2 protein-coding genes are annotated in these 21,386 nt (G+C 71.6%); both read left to right on the forward strand.

Going from position 1 to position 21,386, the window contains the following annotated elements; translation table 11 throughout:
• The first annotated feature begins 1,491 nt into the window (after positions 1 to 1,491).
• Positions 1,492 to 4,347 carry an AAA family ATPase gene (locus tag ACFUN8_RS17470; RefSeq protein ID WP_383637687.1) on the forward strand — a complete coding sequence of 952 codons (2,856 nt, stop codon included), beginning with the start codon at positions 1,492 to 1,494 and terminating at the stop codon, positions 4,345 to 4,347.
• Positions 4,348 to 4,600: 253 nt separating this feature from the next.
• Complete coding sequence (locus ACFUN8_RS17475; RefSeq protein WP_383637690.1) at positions 4,601 to 21,322, forward strand: type I polyketide synthase; 16,722 nt, start codon at positions 4,601 to 4,603, stop codon at positions 21,320 to 21,322.
• The last annotated feature ends 64 nt before the right edge of the window (positions 21,323 to 21,386 follow it).

Genomic DNA, 21,386 nt, shown 5'->3' on the forward strand with positions numbered 1-21,386 from the left:
CCGGGCACCGGAAGAAGACGGAGCGCGGCATTCCGTTCCCCGTACCGGAATCGATGAACGCGACGAAACCCCGGAGCCCGACGGCGGGCCGCGTCATCCGCGGCGCCCGATTCGGCCCGGAAGCCGGCCCCACAGCGGGAGTGCGCCCCCTATTCGCCCCCTATCCTTCCCCCTGTTTCGGCGTCACCCGGAGTCGCGGAGCCGTCCTCCCGGGCCAGTTCCGGACTCCGCGCACCACGGGCGCCGGCCGGGCCGTCCGCCAACTCGCGCATACGCTCCGGTTTTGCGGGCCCGGTCGGCCGGCCCGGTCCCGACAGGCCACCTGCGAGGCCCTGTTCGGGCGTGGGGAAACGGGCAAGTCCAAACACGCCGATGCGCTATGTTTCGACTGCGCGAGTGGCCTTGCCCGAACGGGCCGCCCGACGTCGCCCGCGAGTACCCACACGGGGACCCGCCTATCCCGCCCAGGCGGTGCGCTCTGGCGCGAGGGAAAAGGCCCGGCTATTGTTTATCAACAACGAGGTAAACACCTCCGCCGCGCTCCGCTTCGCCTCCGGCGTACCTGCTAACTTATTTAGCGGCGGACAGCTCTGTCGGCGTCGCGCTCTCCGCGCTATCGCCCGTTAACGAAATGGCGGAGGCGGGGCAGTTCACCCTCGGCCTCGCGCGGCCGGGCATCTTAAGGACGGCAGCCGTTCATCCGCGCCACCCCGAAAGGTGCCTCTGCCGCACGCTTCGATCTGTCATCTTCTTGCAACAAAGCTCGCCGAGGCATTGAAAACCCCTGCACACCGGCTTGGCAAGAGGGCATCGTCCGCGTGCCGCCACGCCTGACGTGCCGGCGGCGCGATGGCCGCATGGCCCAGCATCACACACCCGAGGACCTGGAACCGGCCCGCCGGTGGCCCCGGCCGCGCACAGCCACCTACCGCGTCACGACAGCGCTATTCGCGACGCACGGACGTCCGGGTCCGTCGAGTTCGGCTATCGGCACAGGTAGGCGCACCACACCCGGAACCCTTCACCTATGGATTCCCTCTTGGTTACCGGCCGGTTAACGCCGGCCTTCCTTGGTTACCGGGCAGTTAAGGCTGTTCTTCAGTTTGGCCGAAAGCCGCCCTGTGCGTGCGCCGACAACGGCCGACTCATTGGTAACCATGACCGACGGTCAGGATCGCATCGTAGTACAAGTGGTGAGTGAAGCAGCCGAGTCAGGCACCCCCACCCTCGCAATTCGCCCCGAACGGCAGCAGACCCGGCTCCGGGCCCCTGCGAAGTTCCCAGCCACGGAGAAATCGATGCGAAGGTTGCTAGGAGATTTCGCACAGCAGACTTAACTACCCCTTGGCTCGACAGCGATTATCCTATCGCCGGGTGGGTGACCGAATACGGTCGCTAGCTTCTTCATATTGACGACTAGGTTCCGCTTCTGGCTGCCGGAAACCGACCAGCTCCACGATCAAAAGGTGTCAACAGGGGGGAAAGTTAGTTGTGCTGAAGGAACGGGACAAGATACTCGAACAGCTCGAGGACCTACTGATCCAGTCCACTCGGGGCAGGGGGGTCATCGCCGCGATCAGCGGCTCGACCGCGATCGGCAAGACCACGACACTCAACGCCCTGGCCGAACGGGCAGCTTCGGCGGGCAGCACGGTGCTCAGCGTGGTCAGCTCGCCACACGAGCGTGAGGTCCCCTACAGCGCCCTGGCCCAGCTGCTGCATTCGATCGAAGCGCAGTGCACCACCGCCGAGGCGTCCCGTGCCGGGGGCGCCGGGGGCGTCCGTCCCGGCAGGCAGACGGACGTGGCCGCCGCTCTCGCCCCGCCCGGGGCCCAGGACGACCCGCTGACCGTCGCGCGGCGGACCTACCAGATCATCGCCGAGCTGACGGCGTTGCGTCCTGTGCTGATCACGGTGGACGACATCCAGCACACCGACACAGCCACCCTCACGTGCCTGCGCTACCTGGCGCAGCGCCTGACCCAGCTCTCACTCGCGCTGGTGTTCACGCACGGGATCTCCGTCGACGAGCAGCCCGCACGGGTCCTGGACGACCTCCTCTACCGCACGAGCGCACGGCACTTCCACCTGGAACCCCTCTCGCGTGTGGACATCATGGGGCTGGCCGCGAGCAGGCTCTCCGTCCTTCCGTCGGACCGGCTCATCGTCGAGATCCATCGGCTGAGCGGCGGGAACCCGCTCCTCGCCCAGGCGCTCATCGAGGAGCACCGGCTGCGTGTGGCGTCCGACGCCGCCGCCGGTCCGGTGCCGCCGCAGAGCGACGGCCACGCCCGCCGGTCGACCACCGAGGGAGGGGCGTCGATCGGCCCGGCCTTCTACCAGGCCGTCCTCGCCTATCTGCACCGGCTCGGACCGCGCGCGGTCCGTCTCGCCCGGTGCGTCGCCCTGCTGGACGAGGCGACCACTCCCCTGCTGCTGAGCCGGCTGAGCGGTATCGACACCGAGTTGTTGAAACGTTATATACGACTGTTCACCGGGATGGGTGTGCTGGACGGCGCACGGTTGCGGCACGCGGGCGTACGGCAGGCCGTACTCGGTGAGATGCCGCACGGCGAGGCGACCCAGCAGCGGTACCGGGCCGCTCGCCTCCTGAACGAGGGCGGAGCGCCGCCGCAGGCCGTCGCCATGCATCTGCTCGGTGTCGGTCCGCTGCACGACGGCTGGGTGCTGCCCGTACTGCAGGAGGCCGCGGCCCATGCCATGGAGGACGGTGACGTACCGCAGGGCATCCGGTATCTGGAGCTGGCCTGCGAATGCTCCTTGGACGAGGGGCAGCGCCTCTCGGCGAAGTCGCTGTACGCCTTCGGCCAGTGGCAGCTCAGGCCCGCCGAGTCCGCCCCGCACTTCCGCGCGCTCAAGGCCCCCATCCTGGAAGGGAAGCTGACGGGCACCGACGCGCTGTGGGTCGCCGAGGGCATGCTCTTCCACCTCGACTTCGACGAGGCCGTCGAGGTGGTCGACCATGTCAACCAGGGCGACGCGGACATGTCCACCGCGCTGCACAGCACCCGGATGCTCATGGCCTCGGAGGTGCCGGGCCTGCTCGAACGGCTCGACCATCCGCTGCCGGCCACCACGGCACCGGCGACGTCCCATTCGGAATTAAGAGCTCGCCACGCCCTCGCCCTCGTCCTGGAGAACGGGGCGGACAAGTACGCCATCGCCCTGGCCGATCAGGTGTTCCAGGGCAGCCAGAACTGGCCGACATCGAAGCTCAGCGGCCTGCCGAAGGCACTCTCGGCCCTGTGCTACGCGGACCAACTCGACACCGCGGCCGCCTGGTACGACCATCTCGCCGCCGAGGTGGAGCGGCATGACGCCCCTGGCTGGTGGGCCCAGATCGAGAGCGTCGGCGCGCTCCTGTCGCTGCGGCGCGGACGGCTGGCGGACGCCGTACGCCAGGCGGAGACGGCCCACGCCGGGCTGTCCGGGCCGAGGTGGAACGTCAGCAGCGCGCTGGCGCTGAGCGTGCTCGTCGAGGCCCATACCGCCATGGGCAACCATCAGACCGCGGCCAAGTACCTGGCGACGGCCGAGCCGCCGCCCGCGCTGTTCCTCACCCGCGCGGGGCTGCACTACCTCTACGCGCGTGGGCGGCATCATCTCGCCACCGGCAACACGTACTTGGCGCTGTCCGACTTCCAGGAGTGCGGCACGCTGATGCGGCGCTGGAACATCGACACCCCCTCCCTGGCGCCCTGGCGGCTGGGAGAGGCGGAGGTGTGGCTGCGGCTGGGCGACCGGGAGCAGGCGGCCCGGCTCGTCGAGAAGCAGCTCACCAACTCGGACGCCGGGCTGACCCGTTCGCGGGGTATGACCTTGCACACCCTGGCCCTGGTCCAGGCGACGGCCAAGCAGCCCCCGATCCTGCGGGACGCGTTCCGGCTGCTGGAGGCCGCCGGGGCGCGTTACGAGGCCGCCGGCGTGCTGGCCGATCTCAGCCGCGCCTACCAGCAGTTGGGCGACAAACAGGCCCGGCCGACCGCACGGCGGGCCTGGCGGCTCGCCAAGAGCTGCCAGGCGGAGTCCCTCTGCCAGGCGCTGCTCCCGACGTCCATGCCGCAGAGCATGGACACGAAGCCGAACGAGGGGTCACGCGGCGGCGACCGCGCGGGCCAGGACAGCTTCGGCACACTCAGCGAATCCGAACGGCGTGTCGCCACACTGGCCGCCCAGGGGTACGCCAACCGTGAGATCGCCGAGAGGCTGTTCATCACGGTCAGCACCGTGGAGCAGCATCTGACCCGCGTCTACCGCAAGATGGGCATCCGAAACCGCGAGCAGCTCCTGCAGGGAGCCCACGCGGTGAGTTACGAGTCCGTCTGATCCATTCGCTCCCCACCCCGTGAGGGGCCCGGTCCGCCCGCCCGTCGACCGACGGGCGGGCGGACTTCTGTCCGCGGCCGGGGGCGGGAGGGGCCGGCCGGCCGGGAGGCAACCCCAGGGGTACCCCTGACAACGTCGTCCTAGGGGGCTCTACGGGTAGCTGGGGGCGAGCGGCGGAGCTGATGATCGTTCCCTCAAGACGAACGCCTGCCCGGCGTTTTCGAAGCACGCGATGAGGGAGGCACTCGCCATCATGTCGAGTGATCTTGTTCACGGTACGGATGCAATCGCAATCACCGGCATGTCATGCCGCCTCCCCCAGGCACCCGACGCCAACTCCTTCTGGGAGTTGCTGCGGTCGGGTCGCAGTGCGATCACCGAGGTGCCGCAGGACCGCTGGGACCCGGAGGAGGTGCTGCCGGACTCACCGGAGCGGCATCGCGCCGCGTTGCGCCACGGCGGGTTCCTGGACCGCGTGGACCAGTTCGACGCGGCGTTCTTCGGGATCTCACCGCGCGAGGCCGTGGCGATCGACCCGCAGCAGCGGCTCTTCGCCGAGCTGGCCTGGGAGGCGCTGGAGGACGCGGGAATCGTCCCCGAGACGCTGCGGTCCTCACCGACCGCCGTCATCGTGGGAGCGATCGCCGGGGACTACGCGGCGCTGGCCCACCGCGGTGGTGCGATCACGCAGCACTCGCTGCCGGGGCTGAACCGCGGTGTCATCGCCAACCGGGTGTCGTACGCCCTGGGCCTGCGCGGCCCGAGCATGGCGGTCGACTCGGCGCAGTCGTCGTCGCTCGTGGCGGTGCACCTGGCCGTGGAGAGCCTGCGCAAGGGCGAGGCCACGCTGGCGCTCGCGGGCGGTGTGGCACTCAACTTCGCGCCCGAGAGCGCCGAAGTCGCCGGGATGTTCGGCGGGTTGTCGCCGGACGGACGCTGCTTCACCTTCGACGCGCGGGCCAACGGCTACGTACGCGGTGAGGGCGGCGGTGTCGTCGTACTGAAGCCGCTGGCGGCCGCGGTGCGCGACGGGGACACCGTGTACGGGGTCATCCGTGGCAGCGCGGTCAACAACGACGGCTCCACCGACGGGCTCACGGTGCCCAGCGCCGAGGCCCAGGCGACGGTCCTGCGGCAGGCGTGCGAGGACGCGGGCGTGGACCCGGCCGAGGTCCGTTACGTGGAACTCCACGGCACCGGCACCCCGACGGGCGATCCGCTGGAGGCGGCGGGTGTGGGCGCCGCGTACGGCAGCGCCCGTCCGGCGGGATCCCCCGTGCTCGTCGGCTCGGCCAAGACCAACGTCGGGCATCTGGAAGGCGCGGCGGGCATCGTCGGGCTGATCAAGACGGCGCTGAGCATCCGGCACCGGGAGATCCCGGCGAGCCTCAACTACGAGACGCCCAACCCGCGGATCGATCCCGAGGCGCTGAACCTGCGCGTCCAGACCGCGTCCGGCCCGTGGCCGGACGCGCCGCTGCTGGCCGGGGTCAGTTCCTTCGGTGTGGGCGGAACGAACTGCCATGTCGTACTCGCCGAGGCGCCCGAGCCGGTCGCGCCCGAGGAGGACGCGCCGCAGGGCGCGGAGCCGGAACTCCCGCTGGCCCCGTGGCTGGTGTCCGGGCGTACCGAGGCCGCTCTGCGCGCCCAGGCCGGACGGCTGCTGGAGCGGCGGACGGCGGACGCCGACGCGTTCGACATCGGCCGCTCGCTCGCCGGCACCCGGACCCACTTCGAGCACCGCGCCGTCGCGCTCGGGCTCGAACACGACGCGCAACTGGCGGCGTTGAAGGCCGGCGACGACATACCCGGGCTCGTCACGGGTGTGACGGGCGACCACGGGAAGATCGCGCTGGTGTTCCCGGGGCAGGGCTCCCAGTGGGAGGGCATGGCGCGTGAGCTGATGCGCACGTCGGCGGTCTTCCGCGCGTCGATCGAGGCGTGCCACGAGGCGCTCGCCCCCTACGTCGACTGGTCGCTGCTGGACACGCTCACCGACGAGTCCGGGGCGACGTCCCTGGACCGGGCGGACGTCGTCCAGCCCGTGCTGTTCGCGGTGATGGTCTCGCTCGCCAGGGTGTGGGAGTCGCTGGGCGTACGGCCCGACGCGGTCATCGGACACTCGCAGGGCGAGATCGCCGCGGCGCACATCGCGGGAGCGCTCGACCTGGCGGACGCCGCCAGGATCGTGGCCCTGCGCAGCCGGACGATCATGACGCTGGCGGGTACGGGCGCGATGGCGTCGGTGCCGCTGGCGGCCGACCGGGTCGCCGAGTACATCGCCCCCTTCGGCGACGGGCTGAGCATCGCCGTCGTCAACGGGCCCGGCACCACGGTCGTGGCCGGAACCCCCGAGGCGATCGCCGAGTTGCTGGCCCGCTGCGAGAGCGACGGGATCCGTGCCAAGGCCGTCTCCGGCGTGGACTTCGCCTCCCACTCGCCGCACATGGACGCCATCAAGGACCGGCTGCTTGAGCAGTTCGCCGGGGTGACGCCGCGTTCGTGCGACATCGCGTTCTACTCGACGGTGACCGCGGGCGCCGTCGACACGGCGGGGCTCGACGCCGACTACTGGTTCTCCAACCTCCGCCGGCCCGTTCTCTTCGAGAAGACCCTCCAGGCCATGGCCGAGGACGGGTTCGGCACGTTCGTGGAGTCGAGTCCGCATCCCGTTCTCACGGTCGGGCTGCGCGCGACGCTGCCGGACGCGCTGGTCGCGGACTCGCTGCGCCGTAACGAGGCCGCGTGGCCGCAGTTGCTGACGTCCCTGGCGGAGCTGCATGTATCCGGTCTGCCCGTGGACTGGTCCGCCGTCTTCGCCGGGCGCGCGCCCGGTCGGGTGGCGCTGCCCACGTACGCCTTCCAGCGGGAGCGCTACTGGCCCGAGGTCTCGACCGCGTTCGAGACCTCGGCGCGCGGCGCCGTCCAGGTCCAGGAAGCGCCGCGCGAGGCGGCCCCCGCGTCGAGCGGCTCCACGTGGTCGGACCGGCTCGCCGGACTGCCGGCGGACGAACGCGCCCGTGAGGCGCTGGAGTTGGTGCGACGGCGCACGGCGATCGTGCTCGGTCATCTGAACACGGACTCGGTCGAGGTCGGCCAGGCGTTCCGTGAGCTGGGCATGGACTCCACGATGGCGGTCCAGCTCCGGCAGAACCTCGTGGACGCCACGGGGCTGGCGCTGCCGGAGACCGTCGTCTTCGACTACGCGAGCCCGTCCCGGCTGGCCCGGCGGCTGTGCGAACTGGCCCTGGGCGACGACACGTCGTCGGCCGCGTCCGCGCTGTCGCGGTCGTCGGTGCTCGACGCCGACGACCCGATCGTGATCGTCGGCATGGCCTGCCGCTACCCCGGTGGCGCCGGCACCCCGGACGAGCTGTGGCAGCTCGTCGACGACGGGGTGAGCGCGATCTCGGGCTTCCCCACCGACCGCGGCTGGGACCTGGACGCCCTGTACGACCCCGAGCCCGGGGTGCGGGGCAAGACCTACACGCGGCACGGCGGATTCCTCGACGAGGCCGCCGAGTTCGACACCGAGTTCTTCGGCATCAGCCCGCGCGAGGCCACGGCGATGGACCCCCAGCAGCGGCTGCTGCTGCAGGTCACCTGGGAGGCGCTGGAGCGCGCCGGGATCGACCCGGACGGCCTGCAGGGCAGCAGCACCGGTGTGTTCGTGGGCGCGATGTCACAGGAGTACGGCCCCCGGCTGCACGAGGGCGACGACGGGCTGGGCGGCTATCTGCTCACCGGCAACACCGCGAGTGTCGTCTCCGGGCGGATCTCGTACACCTTCGGTCTTGAGGGTCCGGCGGTCACGGTCGACACGGCGTGCTCGTCGTCGCTGGTCGCGATGCACCAGGCGGCGCAGGCGCTGCGCGTCGGGGACTGCTCGCTGGCCCTGGCGGGCGGCGTCGCGGTCATGGCGACCCCGGGCATGTTCGTGGAGTTCGGACAGCAGCGTGGGCTGGCGCCCGACGGGCGGTGCAAGTCGTTCGCCGGTGCGGCGGACGGCACCATCTGGGCCGAGGGCGCGGGCATGGTCCTCCTTGAGCGGCTGTCGGACGCGAAGGCGAACGGACACACCGTCCTCGCCGTCCTCCGCGGTTCCGCGGTCAACCAGGACGGTGCGAGCAACGGCCTCACCGCTCCGAACGGGCCCTCGCAGCAGCGGGTCATCAACGCCGCCCTGGCCGGGGCGGGTCTCACTCCCGACCAGGTCGACGCGGTGGAGGCGCACGGCACCGGAACGCCGCTGGGCGACCCGATCGAGGCGCAGGCGCTGCTGGCGACGTACGGCCAGAACCGTGAAGAGCCGCTGTGGCTCGGGTCGTTGAAGTCCAACATCGGCCACACGCAGGCCGCCGCCGGTATCGGCGGGGTCATCAAGATGATCCAGGCGATGCGCCACGGCACGCTTCCCCGGACGCTCAATGTCGACGAGCCGAGCCCGCACATCGACTGGGACTCTGGCAATGTGCGGCTGCTGACCGAGGCCCGTGCCTGGCCGGAGACCGACCACCCGCGCCGCGCGGCGGTCTCCTCCTTCGGCATCAGCGGCACCAACGCCCACCTCATCATCGAGCAGGCTCCCGCGACGCCGGAGCCCGCCGAGGGTGACCAGGAGCAGGACGTGCCGGGGACGGCCCTCGTCCCGTGGTTCCTGTCCGCCAAGAGCGCTCCCGCGCTCCGCGACCAGGCCAGGCGCCTCCTCGACCATGTCATCGCGCGTCCCGGGGTCCACCCGGCGCACATCGGCCAGGCGCTGACCGCCACCCGCGCACGGTTCCAGCACCGCGCGGTGGTGGTGGGGGCCGGCCGTGACGAACTGCTGGCGGGTCTCCAGGCGCTGAGCAACGACGAGTCATCGCGGGCGGTCGTCACCGGTACGGCACGGGAGGGCACCACCGCGTTCCTGTTCACCGGACAGGGCGCGCAGCGGGCCGGGATGGGCCGCGAGCTGTACGACACGTACCCGGTCTTCCGGGACACCTTCGACGAGGTGTGCGCGACGCTCGACCGGCACCTGAACGCCGAACAGGCGGTCAAGGACGTCGTGTTCGCCGACGACGCGACCCTGCTCAACCAGACCCGGTACACGCAGGCCGCGCTCTTCGCGATCGAGACCTCCCTCTATCGGCTGGTCGAGTCCTTCGGGATCACCCCGCAGCATCTGACCGGTCACTCGATCGGTGAGATCACCGCCGCGCACGCGGCCGGGATCTTCACCCTCGACGACGCGTGCCGGCTGGTCGCCGCGCGCGGCTCGCTGATGCAGGCCCTGCCCGCCAACGGCGCGATGATCTCGCTGCGCGCCACCGAGGAGCAGATCCTGCCGCTCCTCGAAGGCCACGAGCACCACGTCAGCATCGCGGCCGTCAACGGGCCCAACTCGATCGTCATCTCGGGCGACGAGGAAGCCACCACCGCCATCGCCGCGACGCTCGCGGAGACGGGTGTCAAGACGCGGCGGCTGACGGTCTCCCACGCGTTCCACTCGCCCCACATGGATCCCATGCTGGACGAGTTCGAGCGTACGGCGGCGGACCTCACGTACCACGCCCCGACCATCCCGATCGTCTCCAACGTCACCGGGCAGCTCGCGGACCACCGCGTCACCACCCCCCAGTACTGGGTCCAGCACGTGAGGGACGCCGTACGGTTCGCCGACACCATCACCACGCTCGACCGGCTCGGCACCCGGCACTACCTGGAACTCGGACCGGACCCCGTCCTCACGACTCTCGTCAACGAGACTCTCGGCGCCGGCCGGGGCACCACCCCCACCGCCGTTCTGCGCAAGGGACACCCGGAGGCCACCACGCTCCTCACGGCACTCGCCACCGCGCACACCGCCGGCGCCGCCGTGAACCTCAGCGCCCACCTGCCGGCCCCCGGCACCCTGCCCGACCTCCCCACGTACCCCTTCCAGCGCCAGCGTTACTGGCTCGCGGCCACCGCCGCCGCCGGGGACGTGTCGTCGGCGGGGCTCACCGCCACGGGACACCCGGTGCTGACCACGGCCGCCGAACTGCCCGACCCGGGCGGGCTGCTGCTGACCGGCCGGGTCAACGCGTCCTCGCCCAACTGGGCGGCGGACCACGCCGTCTTCGGCACCCCGGTCATGCCGGGTGTGGCGTTCGTCGACATGCTGCTGCACGCCGCGGCACTGGTCGGCCGCCCCCGTATCGAGGAACTCACCCACCATGTCTTCCTGGCCCTGCCGGAACACGGCGCCCTCCAACTGAGGGTGGTCGTACGGCCGGCGGACGACTCCGGGCGGCGGTCCTTCGCCGTCCACTCGCGGCCCGAGGACGCCCCGCTGGGCGCCGACTGGACCTGCCACGCCACCGGTGCGCTCGGTGTCGCCCCGGCCGTACCGCCGGCGCTGCCGCCCGCGGACGCGGTCTGGCCCCCGGCCTCCGCCCAGGTCCTCGACACCGACGGCTTCTACCGGCGGATCGCCGAGGCCGGGTTCGGCTACGGCCCGGTCTTCCAGGGGCTCGGTGCCGCCTGGGAGGACGGCGACACGCTGTACGCCGAGGTGGCCCTGCCCGCGGGCACGGCCCCGGGCGCGTACGGCGTCCACCCCGGTCTGCTCGACTCCGCGCTGCACCCGATCGCCCTGGCCGCGGCCGGCGCGGAGGACGGCACACTGCATGTGCCGTTCTCGTGGAGCGGTGTGACCCTCCACGCGTCCGGCGCGCACACCCTGCGGGTCCGGCTCGCGCGCTCGACTCCCGAGACGGTCGCGCTGACCGTCACGGACCCGTCCGGCGCGCCCGTCCTGACCGTCGACTCCCTCGCCATGCGCGGGGTCCGCGCCGAACAGCTCGAAGCCGCCAGGCCCGACCGCGACGGCGCGCTGCACGAGGTCGCCTGGCGTGCGATTCCCGCGCCGCCACGCTCCAACACACGCCCCGACGGGGCCGGCTGGGCCGTGGTGGGCGACACCCGCGACCCGCGGGTCGCCGCCGTGCTGACGGCGCTCGGTGCCGCGGCCGAGTCCTACCCGGACGCCGAGGCGCTGCGCGCCTCGCTGCGGGCCGGCGCGGCCCGGCCGACGACGATCGTCGCCCGCTGTGCCACCGGGGCCGCCGAGGACGGCGCCGACCCGGTCGCGGCGGCGCACACCGAGACGCGCCGCGCCATGCGCCTTCTCCAGGCCGTCCTGGCCGACGGAGCGCCGGACTCCCGCCTGGTGGTCCTCACCGAGAACGCGCGGTCCACCGGAACCGGCGACGCGCCCGCCGACCTGGCCGGTGCGGCGGTCTGGGGCCTGATCCGTTCGGCCCAGTCCGAGAACCCGGACCGGTTCACGCTCCTCGACATCGACGGTTCGCGGGCCTCCGACGAGGCCGTCGTCGCGGCGCTCTCCACCGGTGAGCCCCAACTGGCCCTGCGCGAGGGCCGGTTCTTCGTACCCCGCCTCGCCCGTCTGACGCCGGGCGCGATTCCCGCCACGGCGTTCGACGCGCGGCGTACGGTGCTCATCACCGGCGGCACCGGCGCGCTGGGCTCCCTGCTCGCGCGTCACCTGGTCACCCGGCACGGCGTCAGGAAGCTGCTGCTGACCAGCAGGAGCGGCCGTCCGGCGGACAGCACCATCACCGCCGAACTCGCCGAACTGGGCGCCGAGGTCACCATCGCCGCCTGCGACGTGACCGACCGGCTGTCGCTGGAGACCCTGTTCGCCGGACTGCCGACGGAGCATCCGCTCGGCGCGGTGGTGCACTGCGCGGGCGTCCTGGACGACGGCGTGGTCACCGAGCTGACCGAGGACCGGCTGGCCGCGGTGCTCCGCCCGAAGGTGGACGGCGCGTGGAACCTGCACGAGGTGACCCGTGACATGGGCCTGGACCTGGACGCCTTCGTGCTGTTCTCGTCGGTGGTCGGTGTCCTCGGCTCGCCCGGACAGGCCAACTACGCCGCCGCCAACTCCTTCCTCGACGAACTCGCCGAGCACCGCCGTACGGCCGGGCTCCCCGCCAAGTCCCTCGCCTGGGGTCTGTGGGAGAGCGGCATGGCCGACACCCTCGACGAGCAGGACCGGGCACGGATGAGCCGCGGCGGACTGTCGCCGATGCCCACCGAGCGGGCGCTCGCGCTCTTCGACGCGGCACTCGCGACGGCGCGCGCGGTACTCGTACCCGCCGGGGTCGATGTCTCCGGCGCGCGCGCACAGCGGGCGTCGATGCTGTCCCCGCTGCTCGCCGAACTCCTCCCGGCCCAGGCACCGCCCGCCGAACGCGGCGGTGCAGCGGTCGACGAGTCCTCGCTGCGCCAGCAGTTGGCCGTCCTGCCCGAGCCCGAACAGCGCGAACTCCTCCTGGAGGTCCTGCGCAAGCATGTCGCGGCCGTCCTGGGCCACAGCTCCCCGCTCGCCATCGACCCGGAGAGCTCGTTCAAGGACCTCGGTTTCGACTCCCTCGCCGGCATCGAACTCCTCATGGTGCTCGGTGAGTCGCTGGGGCTGCACCTGCCGTCCACGATGCTGTTCGACCACCCGACGCCCGAGTTGCTGATCACCCACCTCAGGGACGAACTGGTCGACGACGACGCCGTGCCGGTCGTCGCCGTGGACACCGCCGCCGTGGCGGTGGCACCGCGCGACGACGACGAACCCATCGCCGTGATCGGCATGGGGTGCCGCTACCCGGGTGGCGCGACCACGCCGGACGAGCTGTGGCGGCTGGTCACCGAGGGAGTGGACGCCATCGGCTCCTTCCCGACCAACCGCGGCTGGGATCTGGACGAGCTGTTCGACCCGGACCCGGACATGCGCGGGAAGACCTACGCCCGCAAGGGCGGGTTCCTCTACGACGCCGACCGGTTCGACCCCGAGTTCTTCGGGATCAGCCCCCGCGAGGCCCTGGCGCTCGACCCCCAGCAGCGCCTTCTCCTGGAGACCACCTGGGAGACGTTCGAGAACGCGGGCATCCGCCCCGACACCCTGCGCGGCAAGCCCGTCGGCGTCTTCGCCGGCGTCGTCACCCAGGAGTACGGCTCCCTCGTCCACCGGGGCACCGAGCCTGTCGACGGCTTCCTGCTGACGGGTACGACCGCGAGTGTGGCCTCCGGGCGACTCGCCTACACGCTGGGTCTTGAGGGCCCGGCGGTCACCGTCGACACCGCGTGCTCCTCCTCCCTGGTCGCGATGCACCTGGCGTGCCAGTCGCTGCGCAACGGCGAGTCCACGATGGCCCTCGCCGGTGGCGCCACCGTCATGGCCAACCCGGGTATGTTCCTGGAGTTCAGCCGCCAGCGCGGCCTGGCTCCCGACGGACGGTGCAAGTCGTTCGCCGGTGGCGCCGACGGCACCATCTGGGCCGAGGGCGCGGGCATGGTCCTCCTGGAGCGGCTGTCCGACGCCAAGGCGAACGGACACACCGTCCTCGCCGTCATCCGTGGTTCCGCGGTCAACCAGGACGGCGCGAGCAACGGCCTCACCGCCCCCAACGGTCCGTCCCAGCAGCGGGTCATCAACGCCGCCCTGGCCGGCGCGGGTCTCACCTCCGACCAGGTCGACGCGGTCGAGGGACACGGCACCGGAACGCCGCTGGGCGACCCGATCGAGGCGCAGGCGCTGCTGGCGACGTACGGCCAGAACCGTGAAGAGCCCCTGTGGCTCGGCTCGTTCAAGTCGAACATCGGCCACGCCCAGGCCGCCGCCGGTATCGGCGGGGTCATCAAGATGATCCAGGCCATGCGCCACGCCACGCTCCCCCGGACCCTGCACGTCGACGAGCCCAGCCCGCACATCAACTGGACCTCGGGCAACGTACGGCTCCTCACCGAGGAGCGCGCCTGGCCCGAGACCGACCACCCGCGCCGCTCCGCCGTCTCCTCCTTCGGCATCAGCGGCACCAACGCCCACGTCATCCTCGAACAGGCCCCCGAGACGGCGGAGCCCGCCGAGGTCGGTCACGAGCAGGACGGGCCGGGGACGGCCCTCGTCCCGTGGGTCCTGTCCGGCAAGACGGAACAGGCCCTCCGCGACCAGGCCCAGCAGCTGCGCTCGTACCTGGAACTCAACCCCGGGGCGCGCACGGAGCGGGTAGCCCACGCGCTGGCCACCACCCGGGCCCAGTTCCAGTACCGGGCCGTGGTGCTCGCGACCGACCACCGGGCGTTCGACCACGCGCTGGGCGCGCTCACCCTCGGTGAGCCGTCCCCGGCGCTGGTCCGCGGGATGCCGCACCCCGGCAAGACCGCGTTCATGTTCACCGGGCAGGGCGCGCAGCGGGCCGGAATGGGCCGCGAGTTGTACGACGCGCACCCGGTGTTCCGGGACACGTTCGACGAGGTGTGCGCGACGCTCGACCGGCACCTTCAGGCCGAGCGGTCCGTGAAGGACGTCGTCTTCTCGGACGACGCGACCCTGCTCAACCAGACCCGGTACACGCAGGCCGCCCTCTTCGCGATCGAGACCTCGCTCTACCGGCTGGTCGAGTCGTTCGGGATCACCCCGCACTATCTGACCGGTCACTCGATCGGTGAGATCACGGCCGCGCATGTCGCCGGGATCTTCACCCTCGACGACGCGTGCCGGCTGGTCGCCGCGCGCGGCTCGCTGATGCAGGCCCTGCCGGCCACCGGAGCGATGATCTCGCTGCGCGCCACCGAGGCACAGGTCGTCCCGCTCCTGGACGGCCATGAGCACCACGTCAGCATCGCGGCCGTCAACGGGCCCAACTCCCTGGTCATCTCGGGCGACGAGGAAGCCACCACCGCCATCGCGGAGGCCCTGGCCGAGACCGGTGTCAAGACGCGGCGCCTGACGGTCTCGCACGCGTTCCACTCGCCCCACATGGACGCGATGCTGGACGAGTTCGAACTCGTCGCCGGGGAGCTGATCTACCACAGCCCGACCGTCCCGATCGTCTCCAACCTCACCGGCGAGTTGGCGGACCACTACATCACCACCCCGCAGTACTGGGTCCAGCACGTGAGGGAGGCCGTACGGTTCTCCGACGGCATCACCACCCTCGACCGGCTCGGCGTCCGGCACTACCTGGAACTCGGGCCCGACCCCGTCCTGACCACCATGGCGCAGGACAGCGTGGCCGACGACAGCGACGCCACCCTCGTCGCGGCCCTGTACCGCGACCGGGACGAGAACCACAGCTTCCTCTCCGCCCTGGCCACCGCGCACGCGCACGGCATCCAGGTCGGCTGGAGCCCCGTGATCGGTGAGACCTCGGTCCCCGCCCTCGGCCTGCCCACCTACCCCTTCCAGCGTCAGCACTACTGGCTGGAGGCGGCGAGGCCCACCTCGGGCGCCGACGGGCTGGGGCTGACGGCGACGGACCATCCCGTGCTGACCACCCTGGCCGAACTCCCGGACGGGGCAGGGCACTTGTTCACCGGCCGTGTCTCCGGGAACGATCCGGACTGGGTGGCCGAGCACATCATCTTCGGGACGATGATCGTCCCGGGTGTGGCCTTCGTCGACCTCCTGCTCCACGCGGCACGCCACGTGGACTGCGAGCACATCGAGGAACTCACCCACCACGTGTTCCTCGCCGTGCCAGAGCGCGCCGCCCTCCAACTGCGGCTTCTCATCGAGCCGGCCGACAGTTCCGGCAGCCGGGCCTTCGCCTTCTACTCGCGGCCGGAGGACGTACCGGTCGAGACCGACTGGACCCTGCACGCCACAGGAGCGCTCGGAGCCGAACGCCGGGAAGTCCCGGCGGGCGCCGACTCGCTCAGGAACGAGGTCTGGCCGCCGGACATCTCCGACACCATGGACGTGGCGGAGTTCTACCGCCGGGTCACGGATGGGGGCTTCGGCTACGGACCGCTGTTCCGCGGGCTCAGGAGGGCCTGGCAGGACGGGAACACGACGTACGCGGAGGTCTCCCTGCCCGCCGGTTCCGATCCCGGCGACTACGGCATCCACCCCGGTCTGCTCGACTCGGCGCTCCAGCCGGCCGCGCTGATCATGGGCGAGACCGAGGCCGCCGACTCCATCCGGGTGCCGTTCTCCTGGGCCGGTGTGTCCCTCCACGCGACGGGCGCCAGTTCCCTGCGGATCCGCCACACCTGGACCACACCGGACACCGCGTCGCTGGTCATCGCCGACCAGACGGGGACGCCGGTCATGACGATCGACTCCCTCGCCATGCGTACGGTCGGCGCCGACCAACTCGCCGCCACCCGTGCGGCCGACGCCGGAGAGCTGTACAAGGTCGACTGGATCGACGTCCAGACCGTGGAGGACAAGACCCAGGGCGCGACCGGGGCCACGTGGGCCGTGGTCGCCGACCCGGCGAACACCCCGGTCACGGCGGCACTTTCGCCGCTCGGCGCGGCGGTCGAGGTGCGGCCGGACGCGGTGACACAGCCGACGACACCGGGGGACGACACCACCAGGCCGGACGTGGTCTTCACCTGGTGCGTCTCCGAGCCCGGCGGCGACCCGGCACGGACGGCGCGCTCCTTCACACACCGCGTGCTCAGTCTCGTACAGGCGATCCTCTCCGACGACCGTCCGGACTCCCGCCTGGTGATCCTCACCAAGGGCGCGATGTCCACGGGTACGGGCGGCGCGGCCGATCTGGCCGGAGCCGCGGTCTGGGGACTCGTCCGCACCGCGCAGACGGAACACCCGGACCGGTTCACCCTGATCGACCTGGACGGTTCGGACGCGTCCCTGCGGGCGATCCCGGCCGCTCTGAACGCCGGGGAACCCCAACTGGCCTTGCGCGAAGGCCGGCTTCTCGCCCCGCGCCTCGCCCGTATCGGCACCGCCGACCCCGAGCCGACCGCCACGCCGACGTCCTTCGACCCGGACCGGACGGTGCTCATCACCGGTGGCACCGGCGCCCTGGGCACGCTCCTCGCCCGGCACCTGGTCACCCGGCACGGTGTGAGGAAGCTGCTCCTCACCAGCCGGCGCGGCCGTCCGGCGGACAGCACCATCACCGCCGAACTCGCCGAACTCGGCGCCGAGGTCACCATCGCGGCCTGCGACGCCGCGGACCGGGAGTCGCTGGAGGCCCTGCTGGCGAGCCTGCCGGCCGAGCATCCGCTCGGCGCGGTGGTGCACTGCGCCGGAACGCTCGACGACGGCATCGTCACGGCGCTGACTCCCGAGCGGATCGACGAGGTGCTCCGCCCGAAGGTGGACGGCGCGTGGAACCTGCACGAGCTGACCCGTGAACTGGACCTGGACGCCTTCGTGACGTTCTCGTCCGTGGTCGGTGTCCTCGGCTCGCCCGGACAGGCCAACTACGCCGCCGCGAACGTCTTCCTGGACGAACTGGCGGAACACCGCCGTACGGCCGGGCTGCCCGCCAAGTCCCTCGCCTGGGGCCTGTGGGAGAGCGGCATGGCCGACACCCTCGACGAGCAGGACCAGGCGCGTATGAACCGCGGCGGTCTGCTCCCGATGCCCGCCGAACAGGCGCTCGGTCACTTCGACTCGGCGCTCGACGCGGACCGGGCCGTGGTCGTCCCGGCCAAGCTCGACCTCACCGGGCTGCGGGCCCGCGCCGCGACCGTCCCGGTGGCGCCGATCTTCCGCGGTCTGGTCCGTACGCCGCTGCGCAGCGCCGCCCAGGCGGGTGGCGCGGGAGCGGAGGTCGGAGCACTCGGGCAGTCGATCGCCGGCCGCCCGGAGGCCGAGCAGGACCAGATCATCCTGGACTTCCTGCGCAATCACGTGGCCACCGTCCTCGGCCACGGCTCGCCGAACGCGATCGACCCCGCGCACTCCTTCAAGGAACTGGGCTTCGACTCGCTCAGCTCGGTGGAACTGCGCAACTCGCTCAACAAGGCGTCCGGGATGCGACTCCCGTCCACGCTGCTGTTCGACTACCCCACCCCCACGGTGCTGGCCGGCTACATCCGTAACCAACTGGCGGGCACCAAGCAGGCGGAGGCAGGCGCGCAAGTGGCCCGCCGCACCGTACGCGCCTCTTCCTCGCGGAGCGACGCGGCCGACCCGATCGTGATCGTGGGTATGGGGTGCCGCTTCCCGGGTGGCGCCAACACGCCCGAGGAGCTGTGGAAGCTGGTCGCGGAGGAGCGCGACGCGGTGGGGGCCTTCCCCGACAACCGCGGCTGGGACATCGAGAACCTCTTCGACGACGACCCGGACGTACGCGGGAAGTCCTACGCCAGTGAGGGCGGGTTCCTCTACGACGCCGACCGGTTCGACCCCGAGTTCTTCGGGATCAGCCCCCGCGAGGCCCTGGCGCTCGACCCCCAGCAGCGGCTCCTCCTGGAGACCGCCTGGGAAGCGTTCGAGAGCGCGGGCATCCGTCCCGACACCCTGCGCGGCGCGCCGGTCGGCGTCTTCGCCGGCGTCGCGGCCGGGGAGTACGTCTCGCTCACCCACCACGGTGGCGAGCCCGTCGAGGGATACCTGCTGACGGGTACGACGGCGAGTGTCGCCTCCGGGCGCATCTCGTACACGCTCGGTCTTGAGGGTCCGGCGCTCACGGTCGACACCGCCTGCTCCTCGTCCCTCGTCGCGATGCACCTGGCGTGCCAGTCACTGCGCAACGGCGAGTCCACGATGGCTCTCGCGGGTGGCGCCACGATCATGTCCAACCCGGGCATGTTCATGGAGTTCAGCCGCCAGCGAGGTCTTGCTCCCGACAGCCGCGCGAAGTCGTACGCGGCCGGCGCCGACGGCACCATCTGGGCCGAGGGCGCGGGCATGGTCGTGCTGGAGCGGCTGTCGGACGCCAAGGCCAACGGCCACACCGTCCTCGCCGTCATCCGCGGCTCGGCCGTCAACCAGGACGGCGCGAGCAACGGCCTCACCGCGCCCAACGGACCGGCCCAGCAGCGGGTCATCAACTCCGCCCTGGCCGGAGCGGGGCTCAGCCCCGACCAGGTCGACGCGGTCGAGGGTCACGGCACCGGAACGCCGCTCGGCGACCCGATCGAGGCCCAGGCCCTGCTCTCCACCTACGGCCAGAACCGTGAAGAGCCGCTGTGGCTCGGCTCGTTCAAGTCCAACATCGGCCACGCGCAGGCCGCCGCCGGTGTCGGCGGGGTCATCAAGATGATCCAGGCCATGCGCCACGGCACGCTGCCCAGGACGCTGCACGTCGACGAGCCCAGCCCCAACATCGACTGGGAGTCGGGCAACGTACAGCTGCTGACCGAGGCCCGCGCCTGGCCGGAGACCGACCACCCGCGCCGCTCCGCCGTCTCCTCCTTCGGCATCAGCGGCACCAACGCCCACCTCATCCTGGAGGAGGCGCCCACTCCCACCCACCCGGAGCCGGCCCCGGAGACCGCACCGGGGGCCACCACGGTCCCCTGGATCCTCTCGGGCAAGACCGAGCAGGCCGTACGGGACCAGGCCCAGCGGCTCCTCGACCACGTCGCCACGTACCCCGAACTCCAGCCGGTCGACGTCGCGTACTCCCTGGCCACCGCCCGTACGTCCTTCGATCACCAGGCCGTCGCGATCGGCGCCACCCGTGACGAACTCCTCGACCGTCTGCGGGCGCTCACCCAGGACCCCGGGACCGGCTTCCTGCACGGTCAGTCCCGCTCCAAGAAGGTCGCCCTCCTCTTCACCGGTCAGGGCTCCCAGCACCCGGGGATGGGCCGTCAGCTCTACGACACGCACCCCGTCTACCGGGACGCGTTCGACGAGGTGTGCGCCAACCTGGACCGGTACCTCCAGGCCGAACAGCCGGTCAAGGACATCGTCTTCGCCGACGATCCCACCCTCCTCAACCAGACCCGCTATACCCAGCCCGCCATCTTCGCCCTCCAGGTGGCCCTCACCCGGCTGATCGTCGACGAGTTCGGCGTCTCGCCCACCCATCACATCGGCCACTCGATCGGCGAGATCGCGGCGGCCCACACGGCGGGGATCCTCACCCTCGACGACGCCTGCCGCCTGGTCGCCACCCGCGGCGCCCTCATGCAGGCCCTCCCCGCCACCGGCGCCATGCTGGCCGTCGAGGCGACGGAGGAGGAGGTGCTCCCGTACCTCACCGAGCGGGTCGGCATCGCCGCCGTCAACGGGCCGCGGGCGGTGGTCGTCTCCGGCGACGAAGCCGATGTCATCGCCATCGGGGAGGAGTTCACCGGTCAGGGACGACGTACCCGCCGGCTCACCGTCAGCCACGGCTTCCACTCGCACCACATGGACCCGATGCTCGACGAACTCCACGCGGTCGCCGACACGCTGACCTACCACGTACCGCGCACACCGCTCGTCTCCACCGTCACCGGCCGTCTGGCCGGCTCCGAGATCACCAACGCCACCTACTGGAGCGATCACGCCCGTAACGCCACCCGCTTCCACGACGGCCTGACCACGCTCCACGAGCAGGGCGTCACGACCTACATCGAGATCGGCCCCGACGCCGTACTCGCCGCGCTGACCCGTGAGGCGCTGCCCGACGCCACCGCCGTACCGCTGCTGCGGGCCAAGCTCTCCGAGCCGGCCACTCTGCTCGACGGGCTCGTCCAGGCGCATTCGTCCGGCGCCACGGTCGACTGGGAAGGGTTCCTCGCACGACGCGGGGGCCGGAGCGTCGACCTTCCCACGTACGCCTTCCAGCGCCGCCGCCACTGGCTGGAGACCGCCGACCCCGTCGGTACGGCCGCCGGCCTCGGTCTGGAGTCCGCGTCCCACCCGCTGCTGGCGACGACCACCGAACTCCCGGACGGCACCAGCCTGTTCACGGGGCGGGTGACGCTGGCCGACCACCCGTGGCTCAGCGACCACACCGTCATGGGAACGGTCATCCTCCCGGGCACGGCCTTCGTGGAGCTGGCACTCCACGCGGCCGAGACGGTGGGTCTGGACGAGATCGCGGAACTCGTCCTGCACGCGCCGGTCACCTTCGGATCGCAGTCCGCGGCCCTTCTCCAGGTGATCGTCGGTCCTGACGACCCGTCGGCGGGCCGCACCCTCACCATCAGGTCACGCTCGGAAGAGGACCAGTCCTGGACCGAGAACGCGACCGGCACGCTCGGCGCCCTGGTGGCGGTCTCCTGACCCCGGCCGAGCGCGCGAGGCCCTGACACACACCGGCGGCCGCCCGCACCCTCTCCGTGGAGGG

Source organism: Streptomyces sp. NPDC057307, from assembly GCF_042667665.1.
Taxonomy (GTDB): domain Bacteria; phylum Actinomycetota; class Actinomycetes; order Streptomycetales; family Streptomycetaceae; genus Streptomyces.